Origin of the sequence: Macellibacteroides sp., assembly GCF_050251695.1 — a bacterium.
Classification (GTDB): Bacteria; Bacteroidota; Bacteroidia; order Bacteroidales; family Tannerellaceae; genus Macellibacteroides; species Macellibacteroides fermentans.
The window spans coordinates 1-26,732 of sequence record NZ_JBFWMI010000045.1 but is presented as its reverse complement, the minus strand read 5'-3'; the positions used below and the strand labels follow the sequence as shown (position 1 = coordinate 26,732).

19 protein-coding genes and 1 tRNA gene are annotated in these 26,732 nt (G+C 42.4%); 7 read left to right on the top strand and 13 right to left on the bottom strand.

What is annotated here, in order from left to right; genetic code table 11:
• Nucleotides 1-472: 472 nt before the first annotated feature.
• Nucleotides 473-2,218, bottom strand: coding sequence for an SWIM zinc finger family protein (locus AB7E53_RS08460; protein WP_446775156.1), 1,746 nt, complete (start codon nt 2,216-2,218; stop codon nt 473-475).
• 362 nt (nt 2,219-2,580) lie between these two features.
• Here AB7E53_RS08460 and AB7E53_RS08455 point away from each other — a divergent pair, with 362 nt between their 5' ends.
• Nucleotides 2,581-3,600: an EFR1 family ferrodoxin gene (locus AB7E53_RS08455; RefSeq protein ID WP_446775154.1), complete on the top strand. Its 1,020-nt coding sequence runs from the start codon at nt 2,581-2,583 to the stop codon at nt 3,598-3,600.
• Between the two features lie 34 nt (nt 3,601-3,634).
• Here AB7E53_RS08455 and AB7E53_RS08450 read toward each other — a convergent pair whose 3' ends face one another.
• From AB7E53_RS08450 to AB7E53_RS08430, 5 genes are all read right to left on the bottom strand, one after another.
• Nucleotides 3,635-5,971 carry an ABC transporter permease gene (locus tag AB7E53_RS08450; RefSeq protein ID WP_446775152.1) on the bottom strand — a complete coding sequence of 779 codons (2,337 nt, stop codon included), beginning with the start codon at nt 5,969-5,971 and terminating at the stop codon, nt 3,635-3,637.
• 16 nt (nt 5,972-5,987) lie between these two features.
• Nucleotides 5,988-6,665, bottom strand: a complete 678-nt coding sequence (locus AB7E53_RS08445; RefSeq protein ID WP_371689462.1) for an ABC transporter ATP-binding protein — start codon at nt 6,663-6,665, stop codon at nt 5,988-5,990.
• Nucleotides 6,666-6,715: 50 nt separating this feature from the next.
• Nucleotides 6,716-9,034, bottom strand: a complete 2,319-nt coding sequence (locus AB7E53_RS08440; protein WP_446775150.1) for an ABC transporter permease — start codon at nt 9,032-9,034, stop codon at nt 6,716-6,718.
• A 16-nt stretch (nt 9,035-9,050) separates the two neighbouring features.
• A complete protein-coding gene (locus tag AB7E53_RS08435; RefSeq protein ID WP_446775160.1) occupies nt 9,051-10,304 on the bottom strand; it encodes an efflux RND transporter periplasmic adaptor subunit in 1,254 nt (417 codons plus the stop codon).
• 71 nt (nt 10,305-10,375) lie between these two features.
• Nucleotides 10,376-11,842, bottom strand: coding sequence for a TolC family protein (locus AB7E53_RS08430; RefSeq protein WP_446775148.1), 1,467 nt, complete (start codon nt 11,840-11,842; stop codon nt 10,376-10,378).
• 155 nt (nt 11,843-11,997) lie between these two features.
• Between AB7E53_RS08430 and AB7E53_RS08425 the strand changes: the two genes are divergently transcribed.
• Together AB7E53_RS08425 and AB7E53_RS08420 are read left to right on the top strand one after the other, a co-directional pair.
• Nucleotides 11,998-13,359, top strand: a complete 1,362-nt coding sequence (locus AB7E53_RS08425; protein ID WP_446775146.1) for a sigma-54-dependent transcriptional regulator — start codon at nt 11,998-12,000, stop codon at nt 13,357-13,359.
• Between the two features lies 1 nt (nt 13,360).
• Nucleotides 13,361-14,371 carry a sensor histidine kinase gene (locus AB7E53_RS08420; RefSeq protein ID WP_446775144.1) on the top strand — a complete coding sequence of 337 codons (1,011 nt, stop codon included), beginning with the start codon at nt 13,361-13,363 and terminating at the stop codon, nt 14,369-14,371.
• A gap of 23 nt (nt 14,372-14,394) precedes the next feature.
• On the opposite strand, the gene AB7E53_RS08415 is transcribed toward AB7E53_RS08420, so the two are convergent.
• Both AB7E53_RS08415 and AB7E53_RS08410 read right to left on the bottom strand, forming a co-directional pair.
• A complete protein-coding gene (locus AB7E53_RS08415; protein WP_179399599.1) occupies nt 14,395-14,823 on the bottom strand; it encodes a DoxX family protein in 429 nt (142 codons plus the stop codon).
• Nucleotides 14,824-15,478: 655 nt separating this feature from the next.
• Nucleotides 15,479-15,551 (bottom strand) — tRNA-Arg (locus AB7E53_RS08410).
• Nucleotides 15,552-15,779: 228 nt separating this feature from the next.
• Between AB7E53_RS08410 and asnA the strand changes: the two genes are divergently transcribed.
• Both asnA and AB7E53_RS08400 read left to right on the top strand, forming a co-directional pair.
• Nucleotides 15,780-16,817, top strand: coding sequence for an aspartate--ammonia ligase (asnA, locus tag AB7E53_RS08405; RefSeq protein WP_446775142.1), 1,038 nt, complete (start codon nt 15,780-15,782; stop codon nt 16,815-16,817).
• An 11-nt stretch (nt 16,818-16,828) separates the two neighbouring features.
• Nucleotides 16,829-17,491 (top strand): uracil-DNA glycosylase, encoded by a 663-nt coding sequence (locus AB7E53_RS08400; RefSeq protein ID WP_079684473.1) that lies wholly within the window; start codon nt 16,829-16,831, stop codon nt 17,489-17,491.
• 68 nt (nt 17,492-17,559) lie between these two features.
• On the opposite strand, the gene AB7E53_RS08395 is transcribed toward AB7E53_RS08400, so the two are convergent.
• Together AB7E53_RS08395 and AB7E53_RS08390 are read right to left on the bottom strand one after the other, a co-directional pair.
• On the bottom strand, nt 17,560-20,325 hold the full coding sequence (locus tag AB7E53_RS08395; protein WP_446775140.1) for a putative LPS assembly protein LptD: 2,766 nt from the start codon (nt 20,323-20,325) through the stop codon (nt 17,560-17,562).
• Nucleotides 20,326-20,386: 61 nt separating this feature from the next.
• Nucleotides 20,387-20,929: an HDIG domain-containing metalloprotein gene (locus AB7E53_RS08390; protein ID WP_079684471.1), complete on the bottom strand. Its 543-nt coding sequence runs from the start codon at nt 20,927-20,929 to the stop codon at nt 20,387-20,389.
• Nucleotides 20,930-21,066: 137 nt separating this feature from the next.
• On the opposite strand from AB7E53_RS08390, the gene AB7E53_RS08385 reads away from it, so the two are divergent.
• The gene (locus AB7E53_RS08385) at nt 21,067-22,218 is read left to right on the top strand and encodes an exo-beta-N-acetylmuramidase NamZ family protein (RefSeq protein WP_446775158.1); all 1,152 of its coding nucleotides are present in this window, start codon (nt 21,067-21,069) and stop codon (nt 22,216-22,218) included.
• A gap of 93 nt (nt 22,219-22,311) precedes the next feature.
• Complete coding sequence (locus AB7E53_RS08380; RefSeq protein WP_446775138.1) at nt 22,312-24,369, top strand: TonB-dependent receptor plug domain-containing protein; 2,058 nt, start codon at nt 22,312-22,314, stop codon at nt 24,367-24,369.
• 146 nt (nt 24,370-24,515) lie between these two features.
• On the opposite strand, the gene AB7E53_RS08375 is transcribed toward AB7E53_RS08380, so the two are convergent.
• The 3 genes from AB7E53_RS08375 to AB7E53_RS08365 all read right to left on the bottom strand — a co-directional run.
• Complete coding sequence (locus AB7E53_RS08375; RefSeq protein WP_446775136.1) at nt 24,516-24,956, bottom strand: META domain-containing protein; 441 nt, start codon at nt 24,954-24,956, stop codon at nt 24,516-24,518.
• 76 nt (nt 24,957-25,032) lie between these two features.
• Nucleotides 25,033-26,409 (bottom strand): MATE family efflux transporter, encoded by a 1,377-nt coding sequence (locus AB7E53_RS08370; protein ID WP_446775134.1) that lies wholly within the window; start codon nt 26,407-26,409, stop codon nt 25,033-25,035.
• A 119-nt stretch (nt 26,410-26,528) separates the two neighbouring features.
• Nucleotides 26,529-26,732, bottom strand: a 204-nt coding sequence (locus AB7E53_RS08365; protein WP_446775132.1) for a hypothetical protein, incomplete at its 5' end; no start/stop codon positions are given.

Below are 26,732 nucleotides of genomic sequence, written 5' to 3'. Positions count from 1 at the left end.
TCAAGTATCCCTTCGGGTAATATTAACTCTAATAATGATTGATTGATATCCTTGTCCATTTAATCTTATTTAGGAACACAAAGATAAATCATTTTAAATTTAGACCCAACTTTTGTCGGTGATCCAAGAAAATCTGAATCAACGTAAAAAGTTTAGGAATCAATGTTATGCATGTCACTTACATACTCTAAATAAAAAGAATGCTTCGTCTTTGACCCCTCTAAATACCCTTTTAAAAGCTTCAATCTTAGCGTTGAATGATTCACAACAAAACCTCACAGCTAGAAATTGCTCGTGTTATTGGTGTTCATCGTCATACTATCAGTGCATTTATTAAAGAAAATAATATGTAACAACATATCCCACTAAAGTTCTTTTATTATACTGAAAGAAATCTTATCTTTATACTGAAAGAAATTCAATAACGCTGGATCAAGATGCGGATCACGAACAAATTGGATACTGAATAAATTCAGTATCCCGTATCGTATATATTATTAAGTTCTTCACGCAATGCTCTTCTGTTTTTATATGTTGCTTTGAGATCGATAATAAGGTTTCTCACAGCATCGTCACCACCAAGTCTCTTCATATTCATTATATATCGGCAAGCATCTATATAGTAAGACCGTCCCACATTTTTTTCAACGAATACTCTTATTTCAGAATCATAAAGATCAATAAGCTGGTCCTTATACAATAAACTTAAATCCTCTTCTGCATCTGCAATTCTACGAAGTGTTAAGTTCTTTTGCAACAGGACAAGATAACGATCCCAGTACTTCTCCCAAACATATATATGAACCAGTTTTTCATAATTATACCAATGATCTTTTGCAATAAGTTCAGCTATCATTTTCTCCAGATAAACACTCCATGAGTCGCCCGGAACAGTTGTCTTTAAAAGATCATAGTACTCTTTAAATGATTCCTCTTCGGAGCTTCCCTCTAATATAAAATAGCGAGCTAATCGTATCGTATTTTCAACATCTCCGGTTTTCCGATAGATTTCTAACTGATATTTCCTCCATTTATCACACCGCCTGAAAGACTCATCTTTATCTAGCTCAATGGCATCATTCAATAGTTTCAGTGCGTATTTATAATCTTTAGAGTTTATTGCTCGCTTTACTAATTTTTCTCTAAAATCAGGATTTGAAACATTTTCTATCAAATATTGATTTATAGCCTCTTCGCTCTCTGTCATAAGCAATAATTCGTACATCATCTCCTGAGCTTTTCTATAATTCCTATCCCAACTATTTCCTGTAGGATGAATACTTTCAATATTAATACGAAGCCGTTCTTTTTCCTCTGGTTTTTTAAAAAGTTGGATCGCTAACTCTATAAGGTTTAAATGCCAGGCCCATCCATCTAATTTACCAGTCTCAAATGCAATCATCAGCTCATTAAACAGATCACCACGCTGTATTTCATCTAAATTGGATTCGATAATCTCTTTAATCAGGTCGAAAGCCTCATCAATAGCGCCTATTAGATAACCATCACTATCGTCTGCATTAATTATCACAGTGGTAACCTCTTCCAATACTGAGAAAATTATAGTTAAAGCTTGACTGTTATTTCCATTCTTAATAGACATTGCGGCTATATCAAGAATTTCCGATAGGGCAGAATGGAATTCTTTAACCTCCCGATAGTCCATATAACCATGTCGATCGGTAGAAGCTTGAATCAAATTCTTAATTTGATTTGCATAAATCGGTTTTGAGGAGGAATCCGGCACATTAACTTTAGCAAAATGCGACAAGAAAAGAGCCTGGAAATCCCGGTCATCGGTGCAGGTGCGCCGAACAAAATCTTTAAGTTCATTTACATTCAATGCGTCAAGAATCCTATCTATCCTATAATCATTCAGAATCTCATCGGGTAAAGAATTAGCATCATCTTCTGCCTCCATTGTTTCCGACGTAACATAATAATCCTGCAAGTCTTTTCTTATTTCAAAAAGAGAGGCTACAATGTGTTTACAGACAGCCCCATTACTAGCTGGGCATTCGCAGCTATAGTTTTCAACCCTCTTATCGGTAATAGTCAGATTAACGATAATACGTTCCGTATCTTGTAGAAATGTTCTGAATTTCCCATTGTCAAGTTCAATCAACCTCTGTACGCGGCCTGCTATATAATATCGAAGTCCCTCTTCCAATACAGACCTTTCAAGCTGGTCTTCAAATTCATCAAATACGATTCCCATTTACTAACTATTTAGAGCTCAATTTAAATTTTCATACTTCTCTCAAAGAATCAGATAATCAAGTCTATTAATTTCATAACTGGCACATTTGCAATTCATAAATAATGGCAAAACAGAATCAATAGATCGTAATATCATTAAAAGCTGTAAAAATAGCTAAACATTGGATTCTAAGCTCACAAATAAGCAGCTTTTCAAAGATAAATAAAGTAAGAGCTTCTGGTCTATTGCTAGTTCATAATTCCAAGGATTTATTAGCTCATGTATAACTATATAAAGATATAAATCCTGCCAATATATCTTTGGTTCAATGTTTATTATAAATTTGTGACCTACAAGCTTCTAGACCAATAAGAAAAAGAATGAACCATATTGACAGATTAATTGTATTCTACTTTTCGGGAACAGGAAATTCCCGGAGAATTGCTTTATGGCTTTCCGAACTTGCTTTGAAAAATAATATTCCATGTTGTTCATACGATATTGCAACAACAGATATTTCAACCGTACAACCAATTGATAACTCGGCTACCATCGTACTAATCTCTCCGGTACATGGATTTAACTTCCCGGAAATCACGTTGAATTTTATCCGCAACCTTCCCAAAGGAAAGAATCGGATTGTTTTAATGAATACAAGAGCCGGAATTAAATTATCCAAATTTATAATACCAGGACTGACAGGGATTGCTTTTATGCTTGCCGCAGCCATTCTGAAAAGTAAAGGATATACAATCGCGGGACAGATACCCTTCGATATGCCATCCAACTGGATTTCCATTCACCCGGCACTCAGAAGCAGACACATCGAATTTATCCTGACAAAGAACCACGACAAAGTGATCACGCATTTTGAGAGGCTCAATGCCGGGGAAACCGACTTTGCATCTAACAAGGATATCGTACAGGATATATTGATTTCGCCTGTTGCTTTGGCTTATTACTTCATTGGCCGGTATTTCTTTGCCAAATCTTACTATGCATCAGACCAATGTATTCATTGCGACCTTTGTATTAAGGAATGTCCGGTTAAAGCCATAAAAAAAGTGGATGGCAGGCCGTATTGGACATTCAGATGTGAGAATTGCATGCGATGCATGAACAATTGTCCTACCAACGCTATTGAAACAACGCACGGCTTATGGATAATAATTTTGTTTCTTACTCCATTTGTATGCAGCCTGCTGTATTATGGGATTCTACCAACAAGTCTGCATCACGGATTAGCCCATTTCATACTGTTTAATTTCATCTTTTTAGCCTTGATTACCCTACTCTACCGAATTCAGCAAATGGCATTAAAAAATAAAATATGCAGTAAAATCATCTCATGGATGTCTCTCACCCATTACAAATTCTGGGGAAGATATAAATGCAAGTAACTACCTCATCTCTTTCTACGCATTGAATATCTTTTCACCGCCTTAAACTATCCACCGGATTACTTAAAGCCGACTTCCATGTAATTGCGCTAACCGACGCAAGAGAAACAACAGAGACTAAGAGTAATGAACCAAGGCATGAATAAAGAGAGATATCAATGCGGTAAGCAAATTCCTGCAACCACCGTTCAGATACTACACAGGCCAAAGGGATTGCCACAACTGAGCTGATAGCAATCCACAAAAAAACAGGCTTAACCAACAGGCCTACGACTTGATACGTCTTTGCTCCGTTTATTTTCCGAATAGCGATTTCCTTAGTACGCTGGCGAACAGAGTAATAAGATATGCCAAACAGACCAAAACATATAAGTATAACACTGATAATTGAATACATCCTAAGCATTGCTGTCATCTCAATAATTTTGCCATTACGCTTAATAAACGTTTCATACATCTCGGTATAAGAAAAATACTCATCCGGCAGATATTGTCGCCAGAGTAAATTGATATCATGTATAGTTTTATTATTGTCACTGCCATCCAGTCGAATTTGCATGGAGGCAGTCCCGTTTCCTTGTGTTTTGGATTGTGTAATTACTACAGGTAATATTTTTTCTTCCAGCGAGTTAATATAGAAATCACTAACTACACCTGCAATCACAGATAATGTATCACCAGAATCCACATATTTCTTCAAAGGTTCTCCAAGTATATCCTGCGTCGATTTAGCCACTAGATCGACAAATGCTTTATTTACAAAAACAGCGTTAGAATATTTATCATGGATGTTTATCCATGGATCACCGGCTATCTGTTCAATCTTCAAAACTCTTATTAAGCCGGTATCTCCGGATAACTGCAATATCGCTGACTGAAATTCTGCTCCATCTTCTTTTTTCATATCTGCATGCATAATCCATGAATTTAGAAGAGAAACATCAGATGTAGAGACACCCGTCACTCCCGAAACAGATGTAATAGCCGACTTCAACGCTATCATCCGGTTCTTATCTCCGTTTAGTTCAACAACATTACGATACCTGTCTCCTCCCCTTTCCAATAACTGCAGCTGACTGTTTGCAGTGAACATGGCTATTAACAATACGATAGCTATCACAAACTGGACTGAGACTAACACTCCTACCCATCTGTTCTTTTGTTTCACTAAATATGTTTTTGAATAATCGGTATTGACTCTGCCTAATTTCAAGCTGATAAACAGTGACGCCGTAATTGCAAGGAATAATGCGATGCTTACGGTATAAGGAAAAAATTCTTTACTATAAAAATAGGAGGATGAAAACCCGGATGAAACGATCTTATTGAAGATTGGCAGGAAATCATTCATTAGCAATAATGAAAGCAGGAAGGCGATAATAACCATAAAAAAGAGATCTCCAAACATCTGAATACGAATTTCACGCTGTGTCGCACCCATAAGCTTTTGCGTCTGTAAGGTCTTCTGCTGTTGTATTACACGCGATAAACTCATGTTTAAGTAATTAAAAACAGCTATAAATAAAACAAGGATTGCCGAGATCAATCCAACCATTAGCAAGTTGTCTTTCCTGCAATGCCAAAAACTCAGGATCTGTTGATTATAAGTGGTGGACAAGGCATTATCCAACGTAATAAAAAAGTATTTCCCTCCGGCTAATGTCTGGATCTTATCCTCATTTACTTTCGCTTCAAAACGTTTTAAATCGGCTTTTTGAGTCATTAATAAAAGGGTAGCTCCACCCCACAGACTTTCAGGATCATAAATTAATCCGTCGAAGTTTACAGCCGACTGACTTCGATCCTTTACCACTGCGTTTACAACATATACTTGTTTTGTAACCTTACCGTCGAAGTCTACCACCCCCAAAAGGATCTCCTTTCCAATTGCATTCTGCTTTCCAAATAATCTGCCGGCTTGCTTTTCACTTAAGGCAATCGACCGGGGATTATCAAAGGTATTCCACGATCCGTATAAAAGTTCAAACGGGAAGAACAGTGGAAAGGACGGATTTACGTTTATTATTTCGATTGGATCAAAGGATTGGTGACCAACTTCAATATACTTGACCGGTAAGCTATTCAATTGCAAATAATCTTCAACCTCCGGATACTTTTCCTTTAATTGATCGGGAATCCCGGATTGCATATAAGCAACCTTTTCTCCGGGCTTTGAAGGCAGATCCTGCATAGTCCAGATAATACGCTCTTTGTTAGGATTGCTGTATTCGATATTATATTCGTGGGTAACAAATGCTACCAGCATATTCGTAAATGCAATGCCAACCGTTAAACTTAAAATAGCAATACAGGCAAATGTTTTATTTCGCCACCAGTTACGGAAAATTAAAGTAACAAAGGTTTTCAACATAGTATTTGTATTAGAGTCAATAGGAAATCGTGTCGGGTACAACCCTGCCGTCAAATAAATTAATTATCCTCGAAGCATATCCTGCATCGTGCTCACTGTGGGTAACCATTACGATGGTAGTACCTTCCCGGTTTAAATCGGACAACAGATTCATCACCTCAGCACCGTTTTTACTATCCAGATTTCCGGTGGGCTCATCGGCAAGAATCAATTTGGGATTTGCAACCACTGCACGCGCAATGGCAACGCGCTGTTGCTGACCACCCGAAAGCTGTTGGGGGAAGTGCTTTTTTCTGTGCGATATCGCCATACGGGTCATCGCTTCATTCACGCGCCTTTTCCGTTCGTTTGCGGGAATCTTCATATAAAGCAAAGGCAATTCTATATTTTCAAAAACATTGAGCTCTTCAATCAAATTAAAACTCTGAAACACGAATCCGATCACACCTTTACGCAGGTCGGTTCTATTACTCTCTTTCAGATTCGACACATCTGTTCCATTCAGTATGTAGGAGCCGGAAGAGGGGTTGTCCAACAAACCGAGTATATTAAGCAGGGTTGACTTTCCACAACCCGAAGGCCCCATTATAGCCACAAATTCACCTTCCGTAATCTCGATGTTTACATCGTTCAATGCCCATGTTTCAACCTCTTCCGATCGAAAAATCTTTTTTAAATCTACTGTTTTAATCATGATAGTAAAATTACATATTATTATTCATTCTTTTTTACGAGTGTATTGAATCAGACCGATTTCACTGTTTCCGCCGGGTTTTCACTGGCTGCCTTATATAACTTTGATAAGATGCCAGCAACCACAATCAGAAGAATCAGGCCAAACACACTTACAAAAATCCACCACTCCAAATGGATACGGCAGACGTATTGTTCCAACCAACGCTGCATAATATAAATTCCCATGGGGAAGGCGATAATACACGCCAGTACGGTTACAAAAACGTATTGTTTGATAAACAACTTAAATATCTCTGAGATGCGTGCTCCATTCACTTTGCGGATTGCAATCTCTTTCCTCCGTTGATTACATGAAAATGTAATCATGGAATATACCCCGAAAGTCACAATCAGAAGGGCGACTAAGGTCATCAGTCCCAACAATACAAGCAGGTATCGTTCCGATTTGGTATAATCGGTATAAACATCATCCATATTTAGTATGGTGACTCCCTTTGTTACACCGCTTTTAGCAAATACAGCTAAAATAGCCTGTTCGGTTTCAATTCTATTGTCCGGACTATATTTATAAGCATAAAAACCCGAAACACCTCCATTATCCGGCTTTTTACTCTGCAGAGATCTGTACACACAAGGCAGAACAGGCAATAACGGCGAATCAATATACAGATCCGGAATGACACCTACAATAACCCAATCTTGTAGCTTCTTCCCTATCGGATCATCAAAGCCAAGCACTCGTTTGGCCGTTTCATTTATCAGGCACTCTTCCACTACACCCTGTCGCAGGTTCCTTCCGGACAAAATAGGGATAGAGAAAAATTGTGTAAAATCCGGACCATTCACATTAACAATTTCAACCTCCACTGCTTCAGCAAATTTCTTGTCGCCTGCCTCCGAAATTTTGCTGCTTGCTCGTCCGCCGCGCGGTAAAAATATCCGGTTAAACGGTATCACCTCTTCAACCCCCTTAATTTTCTGTATCTCATCTATGGGAACTCCTCCATACCAAGACTGAATCGTATTTATATTGAACCTGTCAAATCCAATATCCGAACGATTTAAATTACGTAACTGCAGATAAAAAACAAGCGAACAAAATAGCAACAACACGCCAAATATCAATTGAATCAACAAGCTTACTACCGTGAAGCGATTCTGAATTCCTCCAAATACTTTCGTCTCCGGTTGAATATTTTCCCTGATACTTCGCTTCATCAGCAAACGAATGGGGAAAAATGCTGTAACAATCGAAATGATGGCAATGGAACAACCATACAATAATGCTTCAAGCATAAAATAAGATCTTGGAGCCTCTATCATCGACAGTTTCAAGAATGAGGGGTAAAGACATTCGGTCAGCAAGCCTCCTATGAAAAGAGATATAAACAAAACCAACAAGAATTCGGTCATCAACATCATCAGAAGCTGTTTGTCCGACGAACCATTTACTTTTCGCAGGGCAAGCTCTTTCCCTCTCATTTTTATTCTGTTTACAAAGAGCATAAGATAATTAAAAAGACCGCAAAAGATTACCATCAAAGAAACCGCAGCAAAAATCTTTAAATGATTAAACTGAATGACAGTCTTTTCATTTGGTATCTGATAGTGTGCTTTTCTCAACGGAATAAGCTTGAAAGACATTATCCCCTGTTGAGAATTTTCGACTTCGATTTGACTCATCTTTTTAGCCAATGCATTTACATCGGCACCTTCCCTAACTTTAAGAAATGTAATTGTGTGGTAGCTACACCAATAACAATTATCGTCTTTACGTGGCCGGCGCGGACTTATTTGTATTAAATCAAAGGGCACATTGCTATGGTAGCTTCTATCTGGGATTAATCCGGAAAAAAATAAAACAGAATCTCTACCCTCTTTATTCAGTCGTTGCATCATTGATTCTGTGGCATAAAATACATCCGAAGAAATAGGATGCTTAATACGTGGCTTGTATTCTGCATAAAACACATTGAAAAACGATGTATCAGTAATGATCTGATAACAATCGGCAATAGAATCTATTTGATCATTAAAATAAAAAAAGGCCAAGTTATCATTTAAAGATGTAGAAATATCGATAGATGTAGCGGCCTCAACCTCCGGGAAGGTCGATTCAAGGTAGAGTGCTAACGGTTCGGGGGTTACCTTTTGTATACCACCGGTCAATTTAGGATCCACCTTCACCACCTGATAAATACGGTCGGCATCGGGAGTAAAGGAATCGTACGAATATTCGAAGGAAATCCAGGACATCGTAAACGAAAAAGCCATAAATCCGATTGCCAGGCCTAAGATGCTGATAACAGACTGAGCCTTATATTTGAGCAGGTTTCTCCATGCAACTTTTAAAAAGTACAAAATCATATTTTATTGTTTATAGTTACTCGTTTATTACTAATTCCTCCACATCTCCCAAGCGGGTATATCCATTCACCACCACTTTGTCTCCGGCGCTCAATCCGCTCAGTATTTCATACTGTACGGGATTCTGCCTGCCAACGGTTATAGGTGTGCGAATGGCTTTACTTCCGGACTCATTCAACTTATAAATCCAGTGACCGCCAGTGGATTGATAAAAATCTCCCCGGGGAATCACGATTGCTGTTTCCGGCAAGCCCAATTCCACCTGTACACGATAGCTTTTCCCGATACGTACATTCTCCGGTTTAGCTCCGGTAAAAACCATATCTACCTTAAACTGACGATCTTTCACTTCGGGAACCACCTTGGACACCTTTAACGGATATTTCACTCCCTGATAGGTTACGGACGCCGGAAGTCCCACCATGATACGATCAATATAATATTCACTTAACAACGTATTTATTTTATAATTGTCCATCACCTTTATTTCTCCTATATTCTCTGCTTGCCCCACCCGCTGTCCGAGTGTAACATTCAGAAAACTAAGCTGACCATCCATAGGGGCCCGCACAACTAAATTATCCAGCCGGTTGCCGGCATGCAATCGGTTTTTCCGGGCACGATCCAGATCATTTTCCATCAATTCGCGTCGCAGACAAGTGGCAGAACTGTCCTGTCTGAGTCCATCCATCAACAAAGCGGTACTTCTCGCCTTGAAAGTATACTCTTCGCGTTGCACCTCAAGCTGGGCCTTACTTTTAACCCCCATCTTGAATTCCTCTTCGCCTAACTGGAAATCCTTAGCCAACCGGTTCAGTTCAAATTCGGCTTGCAAGGTCTGCTGCTTCAAAAGTATTGTTTTTTGATCCATTTCCAGCCTTCTCTCCTGATAAAGGATGCGTTGTTTCTGCCATTCGTCTTCCTGCTCTTCAATTATGCGGGTCAGCTCCGGATTATTCATCACTAAAATGGTATCTCCTTTTCGTAACATGGCTCCCTCTTCGGCAACCAACTGCTGTACCATACCCGCTTCCAATACATTGAGTTTGATTGTAAGAATGGGTTGCACAATCCCCTCTGCATCCACATAATCCAGAAACTTTGCCTGTTCAACTTCTGCAACACCAATTTTATTGGCATCGATCCGCAGTTTCTTTACACCCGACAAATTATAAATTACAAACACTATAAAAGCACAGAAAGCGGTTATCGCCCACAGATACAATCTGTACCGTACCCAGACAGATCTCTTTGGGAGGGGTTTATCCATCGATGTATCTGTCGATTCATGGAAGGAAGCTGACTTATTCTGATTATCCATTTTGTTTCTAGTTGTTTTTCTTAGTTATTGAATTGCACTTCGGGCAGATAAATGGGAACGTTTGAGGCAAAATCGTACCCGGTAATACTGCGTAGCCCATAATAAAGACTCCAATAAATTTTAAGTTCGTTGATATAGGCACGTTGAGAACTATCTTTTTCGGAGATTGAGGCATTCAGATCGAGCACAGTGGACTTCCCCAGCAAATACAGTCTGTAGGCAACTTCATTCCGGCGAACGGCACGATCGGCAGTCATCCGGGCAATGCGGATTTTATCCGACTGCAGATTAAACTGCTTCACAATCTTGAAAACATTGGCATCAAAGTCCGTACGTGCCTGCGCCAGATTGGTTTTTATTTTAGACAAGTTACTTTTGGCAACCTCAACCCTGCCTCTGCCAACGCCCCAATCCAGGATAGGAATACGGATACCCAGACTTACAAGCTGCTGGTCGAGGGGACTTCGGTAAGCAGAACGCAGGGTTTGGTCTGCCTGCGTTAGTCCGAACTCAACATACAGATCCGCTTTCAATCGGTTGGCAGCTTTGGTGTTTGCCACCATACTTTCGGCCTCAAGTTCCTGTAAGGCGAACGATTCCAGATCCGGACTATTCCGGTGGGCATACTTCAGGGCATCCTTTTCCGGAACGATAAATACCGGTACCGAGTCACTTACAATCGTTTCTATCTCTACGGTGTTTTTTATGCCCAGAAAACTTCGCAAATCCTGCACATTGTCGCTTACCTCGATGGCTGCGTTCAGTTTGCTGGTCTGCTCCGACAGGAAATTGATCTCCAGCTGAAGCATCTCGTTTTCGGTAATGGTTCCTATTTTATATCTTCCCCGGGCATATTGGAACAAGGTATCCGCCGCAGCATAGTTGAAGGAGGCCGACCTCCAGTTACTTTGTGCCGTAGCCAGTTGAAAGAATTTACCAACAGCTGTGGCAGCAACCAGCTCGAGGGTCTCTATATACATTTTCTTTGCCTGCTGATACCGTACCGGCTCGATCTTCCGGTTCCACTTCAGGTGGTTATATCCAAACAGGTTTTGAGAGTATCCTATTACCAAAGGGGTAGACCTGTAGGATACCTGTTTGTCTGAAAAAATATCCAGTCGCTGCAACCCTGTTTGAAAATAGACGTTTCCTCCCAGAAAAGATAGATTCTGACTAATCGTAACAGCTCCATCATTCAGCAACTGGTTACGGTGCACAAACCCATCCTTTCCGTCGGAAAACGTAATGGAACTTATAGAGCGGTTTAGTGTTGTATTGGAACTAAAAGAGATACCCGGCAAGTAATCGGCTTTGTGTGATCGCCATGCCCAATAAGCTGCCCTGTACTGATGACGTGCAGCAATCGCTTGCGGAGATTGCTTTTGAGCCAGCAGCACAGCCTCCTCCAGTGTGATACGAAGCGTATCACCGGCATATACTTTATCAAAGGAAAGCAGAATAAACAGTATGCAGATTGCTCTTTTCATGCAATACAGAATACAAAAGGGATGCCAAGAACATATCCGACTAGTTTACAAAGAGATATCAATTTGATCCCTTTTTATTTATGTGCATTTTCGCACAAACATGATGCGTTATCGCACCTGTTGTATACGGATATTATACCTATATTTGCCATACTATGCAAAGACAAGGTAACATACTAATTGTAGACGACAACGAAGATATTCTGTTTGCGCTTAACCTGCTTTTACAACCCCATGTAGAAAAGGTGAAAGTTACGACACAGCCCGAACGTATCGAACATTTCATTTCCACGTTCCACCCGGACGTTATTCTGCTGGATATGAATTTCAACCGGGATGCAAGCAGCGGACAAGAGGGTTTCTTTTGGCTCGAAAAGATTAAAAAGGCGGATCCGGATGCGGTGGTTATATTTATTACCGCTTATGCAGATACCGATAAAGCAGTGAGGGCAATCAAAGCGGGTGCTACCGATTTTATATCCAAACCCTGGGAAAAAGAGAAGTTGCTTGCAACGGTTTCAGCGGCCCTGGAGCTCCGGAAAAGCAAGAACGAGATATCCAGTCTTAAGCAACAGGTAGCGGCATTGGAAAGCAACCATATCTTACCCGAAATTATAGGGGAAAGTACGGCGATGCAGGAACTATTCGGCACCATCGAAAAATTAAAAGATACGGATGCCAATATCTTTATTCTGGGAGAGAACGGTACCGGAAAGGACTTAATAGCCCATTTGCTGTATGCCAACTCTCCTCGTGCCGGTAAATCCTTCGTTCATATCGATTTGGGTAGTATACCGGAACAACTGTTTGAAAGCGAGCTGTTCGGGTATACGAAAGGGGCCTTTACCGATGCAAAAAAGGAGAAACAGGGACGTATTGAAATGGCATCGGGTGGAACGCTATTTCTGGATGAAATAGGGAATCTGTTGCCGGCAATGCAATCCAAACTGCTTACAGTTATAGAGAAGAAGCAGATTATCCGCCTTGGGGCTACAACGCCTATCCCCATTAATGTACGGCTTATCTGTGCAACGAATGCCAATATTCATGATATGGTTGCGAAGGGGGATTTCAGACAAGACCTTTTGTATCGCATCAATACCATCGAATTACATATTCCGCCGCTCCGCGAGCGGGGAAACGACATCGTACTCCTTGCCAATCATTTTATGCAACATTACGCTAGAAAATACAAAAAGGATATCCGGAATCTTTCGGCATCGGCTTGCCGTAAGCTTAAGGAGTACAGTTGGCCCGGCAATGTGCGTGAGTTGCAGCATGCCATGGAACGTGCCGTAATTCTTTGTCAGGGTTACATGCTAAACGCAGACGATTTCATGCTTAAGCAAACATCCGTTGGCAGACTGGCCGATGAATGTCTAAATCTGGAAGAGGTGGAAAAAAATACGATCGAGAGGGCTTTAGTTCTGAGCAACGGGAATATGAATCAGGCGGCCGACTTACTGGGAATCTCCCGTTTTGCTTTGTATCGCAAAATAAGTAAATACGAAAAGTAACATGAAGCTTACAAGCAAACAGCTATTTATACTCAAGATACTCTGTATCGTTGTGCTGTCTCTGGCAGGTACATGGTTTTTTACGAAAACGCTTTATTTTTGCGCAGTTTTCGTGTTGGCCGGAATTGTGGGTCTGGCCTGCTCGCTGTATGCCGACCGCAGGAAATTGGTGGAACGTATGGAACGAATGATCTCCGAAATTCATCATGCCGATTTTTCTTCTCACTTTTCTAATCCGCATTCGGATAAGGAAATTGATAGTTTATCCACAAAGATGGACGAGGCACTGGAGGTATTTCGCAACCGGATGCACGATTCGATGATGGATGAAACCGAAACCATTGCCTGGCAGAAGCTGATCAGTGTGCTTACCCATGAGATAATGAACAGCATCGCTCCCATATTATCGTTATCGGAGACATTAAGCGAACGGGATGTTGCAACCGATGCCGATACGGAGGAGTACCGGATTATGAAACAGGCGATGGAGACTATCCACCGCAGGAGCAAGGGGTTGCTTTCGTTTGTTGAGAATTACCGCAAACTCACCCGTGTACCGCAGCCAACGAGGCAAGCTATGGATGTAGCCCTATTATTCAAATCGCTGCATCAACTGGTGGAATCAGATAGTATCCATTTTACTTATAGTGTATACCCCGTACATTTAATGTTGAATGCCGACCGCAGTCTGGTCGAACAGGTGCTTATAAATTTGTTAAAGAATGCCCATGAAGCATGCCTTAACCAGGTAAAGCCACAAATAGAGCTTAAAGCAGCTAAAGTTGGTAACGAGGTATTGATTACCGTATCAGACAACGGTCCCGGAATTTCGTCCGAGGCGATGGATAAGATATTTATTCCCTTTTATTCCACCAAACCCAACGGATCCGGCATAGGGTTAAGTCTCTGCCGGCAGATTATGGTTCGCCACGAAGGAAAGATAGGAGTTGAATCGGATGGGAAAATAACCTGTTTCAAGCTACACTTTCCCATCCTGGATTCCGGCAAATGATAGTTTACAGCAAGGGACTGTTATTATCTTGAGCGTTTCTTTGTAACCAGCAGGCGGTCTACGGCAAATTTACCCGGTCCGGTGATATAGGTCATCAGATAAACCATCAGATAGATAAACGCAGGCTCTTTTGCGCTGAAAGGATCTGCGGCATGTATTACAAAGAAGGCAATTACCATGGTGAATATCAACGGGATTAATGCCAGACGGTACAGCGCCCCCAGAATAAAGGCTACCGAACAGATTACTTCCGCAAAGATGGCCAGACTCAATGAAACGGTACTTCCCACACCCAGCGGATCGGGGAAAGCGGACGACATTGCATCAAAATTATCCCACTTCTGCATCCCGTGGGTGATCATCAATACGCCAAAAAGAATACGGAATCCAAGAATAAAAAGGGAGAAGCCTGTGGCATCTGGTTTAGAAGGGAAAAGAAATTTTTGTATCATATTTCAATTTATTAATGTTTCAACTTTATTTTGTATAACAGGCTGCTTATTTAAGTTGTTCGTAAATAGAGGAAATAAAGTGAAATAGGGCAGCTTTTAGGGCACACTATACGGGGCGGTGAGTCCGGATAAGTAATTCTCTTATAATACTCCAGATGGAATACCATATTCCTCAGCTGTGGAATTATCATTCTATATCTGAAGTACGATAATACCTCAGCTGCAGAATTATGTAAATAGGATATTAAACAGATTAATTATATACTACTTTGGGGATAGTTAGTAGTTGTAAAAGAGGCAATGGATAGAGATGATATACTCACCTTGAAGCATATGTTCTAATATTAGAGAATGGAGATCTTTCAAAAAATCTCAACAAATCTACACTTGATTCAAATAGCGATTTCATCCGCTAAACAGTTCCTTCAAGTAGTTTTTCCCTCAACTTTTCCTGTTGGGTCGCTGACAGATGACAGATGATGATGGATTGATTTTTGCATCTGTCATTGTCGGCATCCCTTATCCAGAAAGGATTCTGGATGGTTTTGTGACAGATGACAGATCGAATTTGCTTTTTTTGTTTTTCTTGAAACGATAGGTTAAAAAACAACAGAGGCGACACATCCTATGATATGTCGCCTGCTGCTTTAAACTGTGACCAGGGAGGGATTCAAACCCTCGACCTTCAGAACCGGAATCTGACGCTCTATTCACTAAGCTACCCAGCCAATTACAGCGCAAAAGTATATATAATTCTGACGCAAACCAAATCTTACGACCAAAGAGTTCAGACGAAACATTATTTTCCGAACCTACACATCATCTGTTATTTTGTTTTATATATTTGCTTAAAGTATGTCAAAATGCAATAAATTAAGAAATAAAATTGCTAATTTACTATTAATCCGTATCTTTGCCTCTCATAATTTGATATTTCAAAAAACACATAACAATCTATGAGTTACCTAATTAAACCTAAGGGTTACAAGGCTTTGCTTAACCTTGCGCAAACAGAAATGGGGATAAAACAGATTAAAGATTTCTTTCAGCAGAATCTTTCGTCCGAATTGCGTTTGCGACGCGTTACAGCCCCCCTGTTTGTACTGAAAGGGATGGGTATCAACGATGATCTGAACGGTGTGGAACGTGCAGTTTCTTTTCCGGTGAAGGATCTCGACGATGCAAAAGCCGAAATTGTACACTCGCTTGCTAAATGGAAAAGGCTGACCTTGGCCGATTATAATATTGAAGAGGGCTACGGAATCTACACGGATATGAACGCCATCCGTTCGGACGAAGAGCTGGGCAACCTTCACTCTCTTTATGTTGATCAGTGGGACTGGGAGCGGACCATCAGCAAAGAAGACCGTAGCATCGGGTTTCTTAAAGAGATCGTTTGCCGCATCTATGCTGCCCTGGTTAGAACGGAGTATCTTGTATACGAGATGTTTCCCGAGATAAAGCCTACCTTGCCAAGCACAATATTCTTTATTCACTCTGAAGAGCTGCTCCAGATGTATCCGGATCTTACGCCCAAAGAGCGCGAAGATAAGATAACGAAGGAACACGGTGCCGTATTTATCATGGGTATCGGTGCACAATTGAGTGATGGACAGAAACACGACGGACGAGCACCGGATTACGACGACTGGTCTACCGTTGCCGAAAACGGACTGAAGGGGCTTAACGGCGATTTGCTGGTTTGGGATGATATCCTGGATCGTGCCATGGAACTGTCTTCCATGGGTATCCGGGTGAACAAAGAGGCCTTGCTCCGTCAGCTTACCTTGTGTAATGCCGAGGAGAAGAAAGAGCTTTACTTCCACCAGCGACTGCTTAACGACGAACTGCCATTAAGCATTGGCGGCGGAATTGGTCAGTCCCGTTTGTGTATGTTTTACCTTCGTAAGGGTCACATCGGCGAGATTCAGGCAAGTATTTGGCCCGAAGCGATGCGCAAGGAGGCTCTGGAAGCAGGCATGCCTCTCATTTAATATTGATTTACATGGATGTCAAAATAGAAGAAAGCTGGAAAGAGCGATTGTCCGGAGAGTTTGAGAAGGATTACTTCCGTCAGCTTACCGGATTTGTGAAGGAGGAATATAAGCGTACAACCGTATATCCTCCCGGTCCACATATTTTCGAGGCTTTTAATGCTTGCCCGTTCAACCAGGTTAAAGTGGTGATTCTGGGGCAGGATCCCTATCACGAACCCGGACAGGCACACGGTTTGTGCTTTTCGGTTCAGGATGGCACCCCTTATCCTCCGTCTTTGGTCAATATCTTCAAGGAACTTGAAACGGACCTGGGTATTCAAAGACCGGCCAGCGGTAATTTGCTGAGGTGGGCATCCCAGGGTGTTCTGCTGCTCAACGCCACGCTTACGGTTAGAGCTCATCAGGCCGGTTCGCATCAAAACAAGGGATGGGAAACGTTTACGGATGCCGTTATACACCGTCTGGCAGAAGAACGCAGGCATATTGTATATATTCTTTGGGGATCGTATGCTCAGAAGAAAGGAGCCTTTATAGACACGAAGCAGAATCTGGTGTTAAAGTCGGCCCACCCCTCCCCGCTTTCTGCCTACAGGGGATTTTTCGGGAACAAACATTTCAGCAAAACAAACGAATACCTGCAAGCTAACGGGCAGCAGCCCATTTCCTGGTAAGCGTATTATAGATAAAACAAGAAGGGGTGCCGTTATTGGCACCCCTTCTTGTTTTATCTATAATATACTTAATACCACTGCTGTCCTTCGCGGTAGCTGCTGCTCTGGTTGTACTTAAGGTCTTTAAGCAACGACGAGCTAACGGCGATGGTAAAGGTATACGATTTATACGGTCCGATGGGAATAAAGCTTCCCGACATCTGCCAACAGTGCAAATCGCGCGTTACGCTGCAGTTCATGTAAGCGATCTTTTTGGTATCGAAATCGTAGGTTGCATTGAAGTTAAAGCGCCAGTTTTTGGTTGGCTGTATATTTCCGTTGAAGCTCAGGTTATGGGTAAGCTTGTACTTATATTCCAGCGTATTCGGATTAAAATCGCCATAGCCAAGGTTCATCCCGTAACTGAAAGCAAGACTCCAGGGCACTTTATTGGCCTGATAGCCATCGGCGTCAAACTCGCCCAACTCTTTCTTCTTTTCGCGTAAACGGCCGCCTTCGGCTGGTTGAGCGTCTGTTTCGGGATTCATTCCGTCTGCCAGTTCACCCTCTTCTCCTGTACCTTGCTGACTTCCATCCTTATTTGTTTCGTCGGTTTTACCTCCGCCAAACAATTTGGAGAACGTATCGTTATTCAACGTATACGAGAAGTTGGTACTTGTCGACCGTAACCGGCCGAAACCTTTTCCTGCTTCCCATCGGGGTACATTCACCTTTCGTCCTTTTTCGTCGTACGTATACGTATCGAACATGGCATTCAGGTTCAGGGTATAGCTTTTAGAGAACTTCAGTCGGAGTCCAACCGACATATCGCTCCATTTAAAGGAGTCGGCAGCCATATTATAACTCATAGCCAGCGAAAGCTTATCAATCAGACTAATCTTTTTGAATCCGGTAGAATCTTCGTCGCTTCGTATTTTCATCTCCACGTTGTTGTTGATAGAGAAGCTCAACGATCCCTGCTTTCCCTGAGGTGCCGGACCGAATATCTGATTCGCATAAGGAGAATAGGTATTGGTGTACATTTCGCCATCTTCGTCCATATACGTATAGGATTCATAAAAACCGTATCTCGGATCGCCAAAGTCGGGCGCAGCACTAAGGCTGATTGAAGGCTCGAAACGGTGACGGATCATCTCCACCTTGTTTCCGAGGAATGGAAGCGGCTTATAAAATCCATACATCGTAGTTGAGGCAGATAATGAAGCGTTGTAGTTGTACACCCGGTTAAACCCGTAAATGGTATCCGAAGGCATCAACCGATTGCTCGTTTCATTCCATGCCTGCATAACCTTACTGGTATACCAGCGCTCGGTGTAGTTGAACGATGGAGATATATTGATATATTTAAGAAACGTAAATGTAGCAGAAATAGGAATATTGTGCTGCATACCGTTACGCCAATCCTTCACCAGGCTGGATTGCATCAACTTATTTTCTTTTGTATCGATGCTGTTACGCAGATAGCCGGAGTAGCTCATAGATATCTTTTCGTACCATTTTTCGCTGCCAACGGCATGTTTGCGCTTGAACGGATAGATACGACTCATAGTAATCGACACATCCGGCAGGGTTACCGAGATGGAGGAGTCTCTGGAACGTTGGTTCACATTCATTGTGGCCGACAAGCTGAAGGGGCTGTTGGGGAAACGTTGTGAAAGACTTACACTCGATCCTTTGGTATTGCTGGTTGAATTCTGATTGTAAATATTGGTAAGCTGGTTGCGGTCGTAGCTGCTGGTTGCAAAGTTCACACTTGCCGAGAAACTGCGGTAAGGGTTTGCTTTGGCATCCTGCGAATGCGTCCAGGTAATTTTAAAGTCTTTGGATTTACTGTATTCCTGAGGCACCACTTTATCTCCCAGAATGGTGGTAAGCAGCGATGCATTGAAATTACCGGAGTACTTGTATCGTTTACGGTAAGCGGAACGGGCAGACAATCCCCACGATCCTTTGGTATAGATTTCGCCGGTAAGAGCCAGGTCCACATAATCGCTTAAGGCAAAGTAGTAACCTCCGTCCCTCAAAAAGAAACCACGGTCCATCTCGTCGCCAAAGGTAGGCATGATGATACCGGACGAATAGCTTTCCGAAAACGGGAAGAATCCAAAGGGGATAGCCAACGGAAGAGGCACATCCTCTATCACAAGGTAGGCCGGTCCGGTTACAATATTCTTTTTAGGACGTACCTTCGCTTTGGAAAGCTGCAGATAAAAGTGAGGATGGTCATGGTCGTCGCAGGTGGTATACTTACCTCCCATCATGAACATGTCGTTGTTTGCCATCTTTTTGGTTCGTCCGGCGGTAACAAACCCTTCACCCTGCTGAGTGATTACGTCGGTTATGTATCCCTTCTTAGTCCCGAAATTATACCGCATGGTTTTGCTTTCGTACTGCTGTTCTCCGTCTTTAAAGAGCGGATAACCAAATTCTTCACCAATCGAGTCCAGACCGAACTTGGCAAATACCAGACTACTGTCCATGTTCATCTCGATCACTTCCGACTGGAGTTCGATCTGTCTGTACTTTACATTCCCTTCTCCAAACAGATAGGCCCAGTTGCCGGCAGTCATCAGTATGGAATCCTTGGCCTGATAGGTAACTACGGCATCCAGCGAATTCTTCTTTTTGCGGACGGTATCCTTAGCCATCAAGGTATCTGTCTTGATTTGAAGCGAATCGGGAGTAAGCTTTACGGTATCTTTAGGTACAGAAACCGTATCCTGCCTGGCCGGAGCAGAAGAATCATTGGCTACACGAACCTCCTGGGCGCGTATCACCAAACCTCCCAAAAGGGTGATAAATAATATGATAAGGATTTTATGTTTATGAAACATCCTGTATTTCTTTGCAGTTTCAGCTGGCAAATGTATAATAAATAACCCGATTATGCTTGGTTTATTCCCCTAAAAAGAGTTTACACCATGTATCAAATTGTAAAAGAGTCTCGTCTCCGAAACGAGCAAGCCCTTTTCGTACCTTCTCGACCGACTTTTCCTTTTCCAGTTTTGTTTTGCTGTAGAACTTGTCGGCAAAGCAGATAAGTTGCTCTTCCATACTTACGGGCCGCATATCCCGGTGAGGGATAGGCAGGTTTCGTTCGATTATCATTTGAGGTGATATACCCGTTCCGGTATGACGTTCGCACACCAAAGCATGTTTTGGCAATCCTTCGCGGCGAAGGATGTCGGCTCCCAGATAACCGTGACAAATATATTCTGCCTCTCCGTGGCAATCGATCTCGGGGGCATTGCACAGATAGATGCCGATGTCGTGCAACATAGCTGCCTCTTCAACGAATCGGGTATCCAGATTAAGCTCCGGATGCATCCGTGCAATTGCCAGTGCCTTGTCTGCCACTGAACGGCTGTGTGTAACCAGTATATGATACACATCGGAGGTATTGGAATAATACCTGTTAATTATCTCAATAGGGTCCATCTGTTAATGTTCAATTTAATAGGTGCAAATTTAGGGAATCATAGCGACATTTGCTACTTTTGTTGCCAGTAAGGGATGTATAGAAAATGAAAGTTATATCTTGGTTTGTTTTCATCCTGTGCTTTCCATTGTATACAATGGGCGGTCCGGGTATTCCTCCAAAGGGTTCTTCCTTGAAATTAGGGGCAGAAAGGATGGAGGTTGTTACGCGTTTGCTGAAAGACAAGCGAGTTGCCCTGGTGGTAAACCAGACTTCCGTAATTGAAGACGGGCAGGTACACTTGCTGGATGCATTGCTTAACAAAGGAATTGATGTTAAAAAGGTATTTGCCCCCGAACATGGTTTCCGGGGGACTGAAGATGCCGGGAAAGAGGTGGCCGACAGCAGGGATATTAAAACCGGCACCCCGATCATTTCTATTTACGGGAAAAACAAGAAACCAACCGCCCAACAGCTGGAAGGCATAGATGTGGTGGTTTTCGATATACAGGATGTGGGTGCACGTTTCTTCACCTATATCAGTACCATGCATTATGTGATGGAGGCTTGTGCGGAGAACGATAAAGATTTTATTGTTCTGGACCGCCCCAACCCCAACGATTACGTGGATGGACCGGTGCGACAAAAGGGTATGGAGTCTTTTGTGGGGGTAGATCCGATACCGGTGCTGCACGGACTTACCGTGGGCGAGCTTGCCTGGATGATAAACGAAGAGGGATGGCTTGACAGTACACCGGATTCGTGTAAACTGATGGTTGTGAAAATGGAGAACTGGAAACATGGCGATCCCTATTGGCTGCCTGTAAAACCCTCTCCCAACCTGCCCAACGATCAGGCAATCCGTCTGTATCCTTCCCTTTGTTTCTTAGAAGCAACCAATATAAGTGTGGGAAGAGGTACCTTCTTTCCATTTCAGGTGATAGGGTATCCCGACAAAAAATACGGAGAGTTTTCTTTTACTCCCGAACCGCTTCCGGGCTTTGATACCAAACCGCTTCAGAATGGGAAGACGTGCTACGGGGTCGACCTGAGGGAACTGCCTTTCGAAGGGGGATTAACGTTGCGTTTTCTGCTCGATTTCTATAAGATGGCGGGCAAGGATCAGGCTTTCTTTTTCTCCAGACCTTCGTGGTTCGACCTGTTGGCCGGTACTAAACAGCTCCGCTATCAGATTATCCGGGGAATGAGCGAAAAGGAGATTCGGGATTCGTGGAAGCCGGAGCTGGACAATTACCGTAAAATGAGAAAAAAGTATTTGCTTTATAAAGATTATCCTGTTAAAAAATAAATATGGAATCGGCTCTTCAAGATATAGCTACATAGCCTTCGGGTAGAGTCTGTTCCTTTTTCTTTATCATTATAATAACAAATTAATTTACAGATGAAAAAAGTTGAAAAGATTGCAGGACAAGCACTGCGTTTCCGTCGTTTTGCACGGAAGAACTTTGCTGTTTTCTGCAGTTTGCACAAAGTGGTGAACATCGGCGTTATTACGGCCTCAACCCTGCTCTTTGCCCTTCCGGACACGGCTCAGGCTCAGGAAGTAATTAAGCATGCTGCTTCGGAAGAAGAAACATCGGTTTCGTTGGACGAAGTGGAGGTTACCGCCTCAAGAGCACCCATGGCGCTGAATCAGGCTGCCAGAATTGTGACGGTTATTTCAGCCCGCGAGATTGCGGCGGCGCCGGTCACCAGTATCCAGGATTTATTAGAGTATGCCGCAGGCGTGGATGTGCGGCAACGAGGCGAAGGGGGAACCCAGGCCGATATTTCCATCCGCGGAGGAACTTTCGATCAGATTGCCGTACTTCTTAACGGCGTGAATCTTTCCAACCCTCAGACAGGTCATTACAGCTTCGATATTCCTGTCAACCTTTCCGACATTGAACGTATAGAAATTATTTCGGGTCCGGCTTCCCGTATTTTCGGAGCCAGTGCTTTTGCCGGAGCCATAAACATCATTACCAAAGCGAAAGCCGAAAAGGTGATCACTACAGATGCATCCGCAGGTATGCACGAATGGTGGAAACTGGAAGCGGGCATCAACCACCAGTCTGGTAATTTCAGTCAGCGGCTTTCGGCCGGATACAATTCTTCGGGTGGCTATACAGACAATACCGATTTTAAGATACTCAATCTATTCTGGCAAGGGGTAGCCAGGACTGATGAGGCCGATCTATCCTTTCAGGCGGGTATAAACGACAAAGGCTACGGGGCCAATAGTTTTTATTCGGCTGCCTATCCCAACCAGTACGACAAAACACGCAGGTATTTCTTATCGGCCGGTGCCGAGACAAAAGGACGGATTCGCTTCACTCCCAAATTATATTGGACACGGCACACCGATCGTTTCGAGTTGTTCCGCGATAACCCTGCCTCCTGGTACACGGGGCACAATTACCACGAATCGCAGGTTTTCGGTTCTTCCCTTAATGCTTCAACTTCGTGGGCACTGGGACAAACCACAGCGGGGACGGAATTCCGCAACGAAGGCATCCGAAGCAACGTGTTGGGTACGGATCTTAAACAACCCCAGGAAGTTCCTTCATACGATGGCATATTTTTCACCAAAGGTGCCAACCGGAGTAACCTGAGTTTTTTCCTCGAACATAATATTTTATTAAAACGGTTCACTCTTTCGGCCGGATTGCTCGCCAATTACCATACCGACCTCGACAATAAGATAAGGTTGTATCCGGGCATCGACGCTAGTTACCGCATCGGCACCAACACTAAGGTATATGGAAGCTGGAACAGGTCGTTGCGTATGCCAACCTTCACCGATTTGTATTATAAGAGTAAAACCAACATCGGAAATCCCAATCTTTTACCCGAAGAAAGTGAGGCCTTTGAATTGGGTATTAAATATGGAACCCACTTCCTGAACGGACATATTGCCGGATTCTACAGAAAAGGCAGCAACATGATTGACTGGGTAAAACAAAATCCGGATGACTTATGGGAAAGTAAAAACCTGACCGAAGTAAATAATCTGGGTATAGAGACCAACATCACCTTCTTACCCGAAGGGGTCTTTGGCGAATCATTCTTTATTAAGAAGGTTTCATTAGGCTATAGCTATATAGACCAGGACAAGTCAAGCGAAGGATATATTTCCAATTACGCACTGGATTATCTGAAACATAAATTCAGCGCCCAGGTTAGTCACAAGTTATCTAAAAACATCTCTGCCACCTGGTATGTGCGCTGGCAGGACAGGGCCGGAAGTTTTACCCGGTACGAGGCACTTAAGCCCGCAAGGGAGGAAGCCTACGCTCCTTATTGTGTAGCAGATCTGAATATAAGCTATTCTCTTAAGAAGGCAACCTTCTATGCCGAGGTGAACAATCTGTTTGACGCCGTATATTACGATCTGGGAAATATCCCTCAACCGGGTATATGGTTTAAAGCCGGATTTAACTATACTTTTAGCTACTGATTAACTTTTCAGGTTGATACTTAAAAATAGATAACCTACAAAAGTTGAGGGGTAAAGATTAAAAATTTGGACTACTGATTACAATATGAAAAGGGCGCTTCCATCGCGGGAGCACCCTTTTCTTGTTTACAACTACTAAATACTATTTACCGTTTGCCGATAACCATTAGTCTGCTTCCATCTGTTCCATACAGAGCAATAGACTGTACCGGCTTGCCTTTTTCAAGGGCTTCAAATCTAACAATTTTGTTTATAGCTTCCAGCATCTCCATTTCGCCTTCCATATCAGGACAAGCCATTCGTGTAGAAGCTACTTGCAGAAACTTAATTATATTTATATGTGTGTCTGTGTATTCAATTGCTCCGGAGAACCGATTGCAGCCCGAATGACCGCTTATACGCTTTGCAGACACATCAAATATCATAACCTGGGTTGATACTTCGGGGACTACTTTTTTGTTATTTATCTCAACCACATTCCATTCGCCATTTAAATCTGTAAAAGAAGCTTTCGCCCCTTGAGCCGACTTACATCCGAAGAATAGAAACGGCAGAAAAAACAAAATTAAAAGTATCCCCTTCTTCATATAAAACCTATAAAAATTAAATCACACATAAGTAAGACGTAGAAGCAGGGGTAAAAGTTCCAAGCAAAGATAGAGTTTAGTCTATTTTAACAATTGGACGTATTAAATTCCGCAACATCCATTTCTTCGATTTCCATCTGAAATAGAGCAAGGTTCCTCTGGAACATTCGTCCAAAGCAAAGCCTACCCACATTCCGGCCAACCCCCATCCAAAAACAATTCCGAACAGATACCCACACCCCACAGCAAAGAACCACATGGAAAAAAGACCGATTATAACCGGAAAAAGCACATCTCCGGCCGAACGTAATGTAAGTATGAAGAGCAACACAACCGCCCGGCCCTGTTCCAATATAAAGTCGACCATCAAGGCTCCTATACCTAAGGTAATTATAGTTTCATTTTGTGTAAACTGAGACAAGATCGTCCGGCTGAAGATAAGGATGAACATACTTGCACACCCTGTTACGATCAACGAACGCTTCAGCGCATACATTGTTAACAGGTAGGTGGCCCTTTTCTTTCCCATCCCGATAAGATTGCCGGCACAGATACTTGAGCTCTGGGCTAAAGAGAGCGAAAAGAGATAGGTTACAATAACAATGTTTACCACATAAGCTCTTGCCGCCAGCGCTTCCGTTCCTAGCATGTTGATAAAATAGACAATCATCACCTGTGAGGCATCGTAGCTTATCTGCTCGGAAGCTGCCGGAATACCAATTTTCAAAGCTGCCTTTAGTTTGCCAAATGGAAAGGGCTTGAAATAGTCGAGGGGTAAACGTTTAACCAACCGGCTGAATAGAACTACAAATAACAACGACATGGCTACACCCCGGCAGATGGTGGTGGACAATGCCGCTCCCTGCACTCCTAAAGAGGGCATTCCAAAATGACCAAAGATAAGCGAGTAATTTCCAAAAACATTCAGGATGTTGATAATCAGCGTTACCTGCATGGCATAGTTGGGCTTGTTGGCTGCTCTCAAAACAGCTGATATAGTCTGACTTATTGCCTGAAAGAATGCAAAACCTCCTACCGTACGCATATAAACTGTAGCATCTTGCATCAGTTCGGGACGAATATTCATCATCTGAAGCATATTTTCTCCCCAGAAATACAACCATCCGCTTATCAGTAAACCGATAGAAGCATTAAAAAGGATGGATACGCCCATCACCTGGATAAAACTTTTATTGTCTTTTGCACCAAAATACAAAGAACACAATACAGTTGTTCCGGTTGTGGTCACATTAAACAGCAGAAAAACCATCATAAGCAGCTGATTGGCTACGCCGACTGCAGCTACTGAGCTGTCGGCATAATTGCTGAGCATAAACGTATCGACCACCCCCAACAACATAATCAGGAGATTTTCGATAAATATGGGACCGGTAAGCTTAAGTAGTTTACTTTTATAACTACCGGGGTTTGGTAAGTGCCAAATACGATTCATGTACCGGATTTCATTTTTATTTGAGCGCACAAAGTTACAAGTAAAAGGGTATTAATCTATTAAATTGGGACTTTCACTTTCTTTTTTAATAGTTGGGGATTCAAATAGGTGATTTTTCACTAAGTTTGTAACATTGAATGAAGTCTGACTTGAATATATCCATTAATAATGACCTGCAAATATTTTAATACCATCTCTAATTGGCTTGCTTTAGTAGGAGCTTTTACTTTTTTATCCATTGGTTTTGGATGCAAACAACCAGAAAAACCGGTTGAGGAAGTGGTTGATTTACGTGAATACCAGTATGGAATTTGTACCGACTC

What these genes read in the sequence shown, in the direction of transcription:
- AB7E53_RS08440 (WP_446775150.1), bottom strand. Translation starts at nt 9,034, where the DNA reads ATGATTTTGTACTTTTTAAAAGTTGCATGGAGAAACCTGCTCAAATAT.
- AB7E53_RS08375 (WP_446775136.1), bottom strand. Translation starts at nt 24,956, where the DNA reads ATGAAGAAGGGGATACTTTTAATTTTGTTTTTTCTGCCGTTTCTATTC.
- AB7E53_RS08400 (WP_079684473.1), top strand. Translation starts at nt 16,829, where the DNA reads ATGGATGTCAAAATAGAAGAAAGCTGGAAAGAGCGATTGTCCGGAGAG.
- AB7E53_RS08420 (WP_446775144.1), top strand. Translation starts at nt 13,361, where the DNA reads ATGAAGCTTACAAGCAAACAGCTATTTATACTCAAGATACTCTGTATC.
- AB7E53_RS08390 (WP_079684471.1), bottom strand. Translation starts at nt 20,929, where the DNA reads ATGGACCCTATTGAGATAATTAACAGGTATTATTCCAATACCTCCGAT.
- AB7E53_RS08435 (WP_446775160.1), bottom strand. Translation starts at nt 10,304, where the DNA reads ATGGATAAACCCCTCCCAAAGAGATCTGTCTGGGTACGGTACAGATTG.
- AB7E53_RS08385 (WP_446775158.1), top strand. Translation starts at nt 21,067, where the DNA reads ATGGGCGGTCCGGGTATTCCTCCAAAGGGTTCTTCCTTGAAATTAGGG.
- AB7E53_RS08445 (WP_371689462.1), bottom strand. Translation starts at nt 6,665, where the DNA reads ATGATTAAAACAGTAGATTTAAAAAAGATTTTTCGATCGGAAGAGGTT.
- AB7E53_RS08415 (WP_179399599.1), bottom strand. Translation starts at nt 14,823, where the DNA reads ATGATACAAAAATTTCTTTTCCCTTCTAAACCAGATGCCACAGGCTTC.
- AB7E53_RS08460 (WP_446775156.1), bottom strand. Translation starts at nt 2,218, where the DNA reads ATGGGAATCGTATTTGATGAATTTGAAGACCAGCTTGAAAGGTCTGTA.
- AB7E53_RS08380 (WP_446775138.1), top strand. Translation starts at nt 22,312, where the DNA reads ATGAAAAAAGTTGAAAAGATTGCAGGACAAGCACTGCGTTTCCGTCGT.
- AB7E53_RS08455 (WP_446775154.1), top strand. Translation starts at nt 2,581, where the DNA reads ATGAACCATATTGACAGATTAATTGTATTCTACTTTTCGGGAACAGGA.
- AB7E53_RS08430 (WP_446775148.1), bottom strand. Translation starts at nt 11,842, where the DNA reads ATGAAAAGAGCAATCTGCATACTGTTTATTCTGCTTTCCTTTGATAAA.
- AB7E53_RS08395 (WP_446775140.1), bottom strand. Translation starts at nt 20,325, where the DNA reads ATGTTTCATAAACATAAAATCCTTATCATATTATTTATCACCCTTTTG.
- AB7E53_RS08450 (WP_446775152.1), bottom strand. Translation starts at nt 5,971, where the DNA reads ATGTTGAAAACCTTTGTTACTTTAATTTTCCGTAACTGGTGGCGAAAT.
- AB7E53_RS08425 (WP_446775146.1), top strand. Translation starts at nt 11,998, where the DNA reads ATGCAAAGACAAGGTAACATACTAATTGTAGACGACAACGAAGATATT.
- AB7E53_RS08370 (WP_446775134.1), bottom strand. Translation starts at nt 26,409, where the DNA reads ATGAATCGTATTTGGCACTTACCAAACCCCGGTAGTTATAAAAGTAAA.
- asnA (WP_446775142.1), top strand. Translation starts at nt 15,780, where the DNA reads ATGAGTTACCTAATTAAACCTAAGGGTTACAAGGCTTTGCTTAACCTT.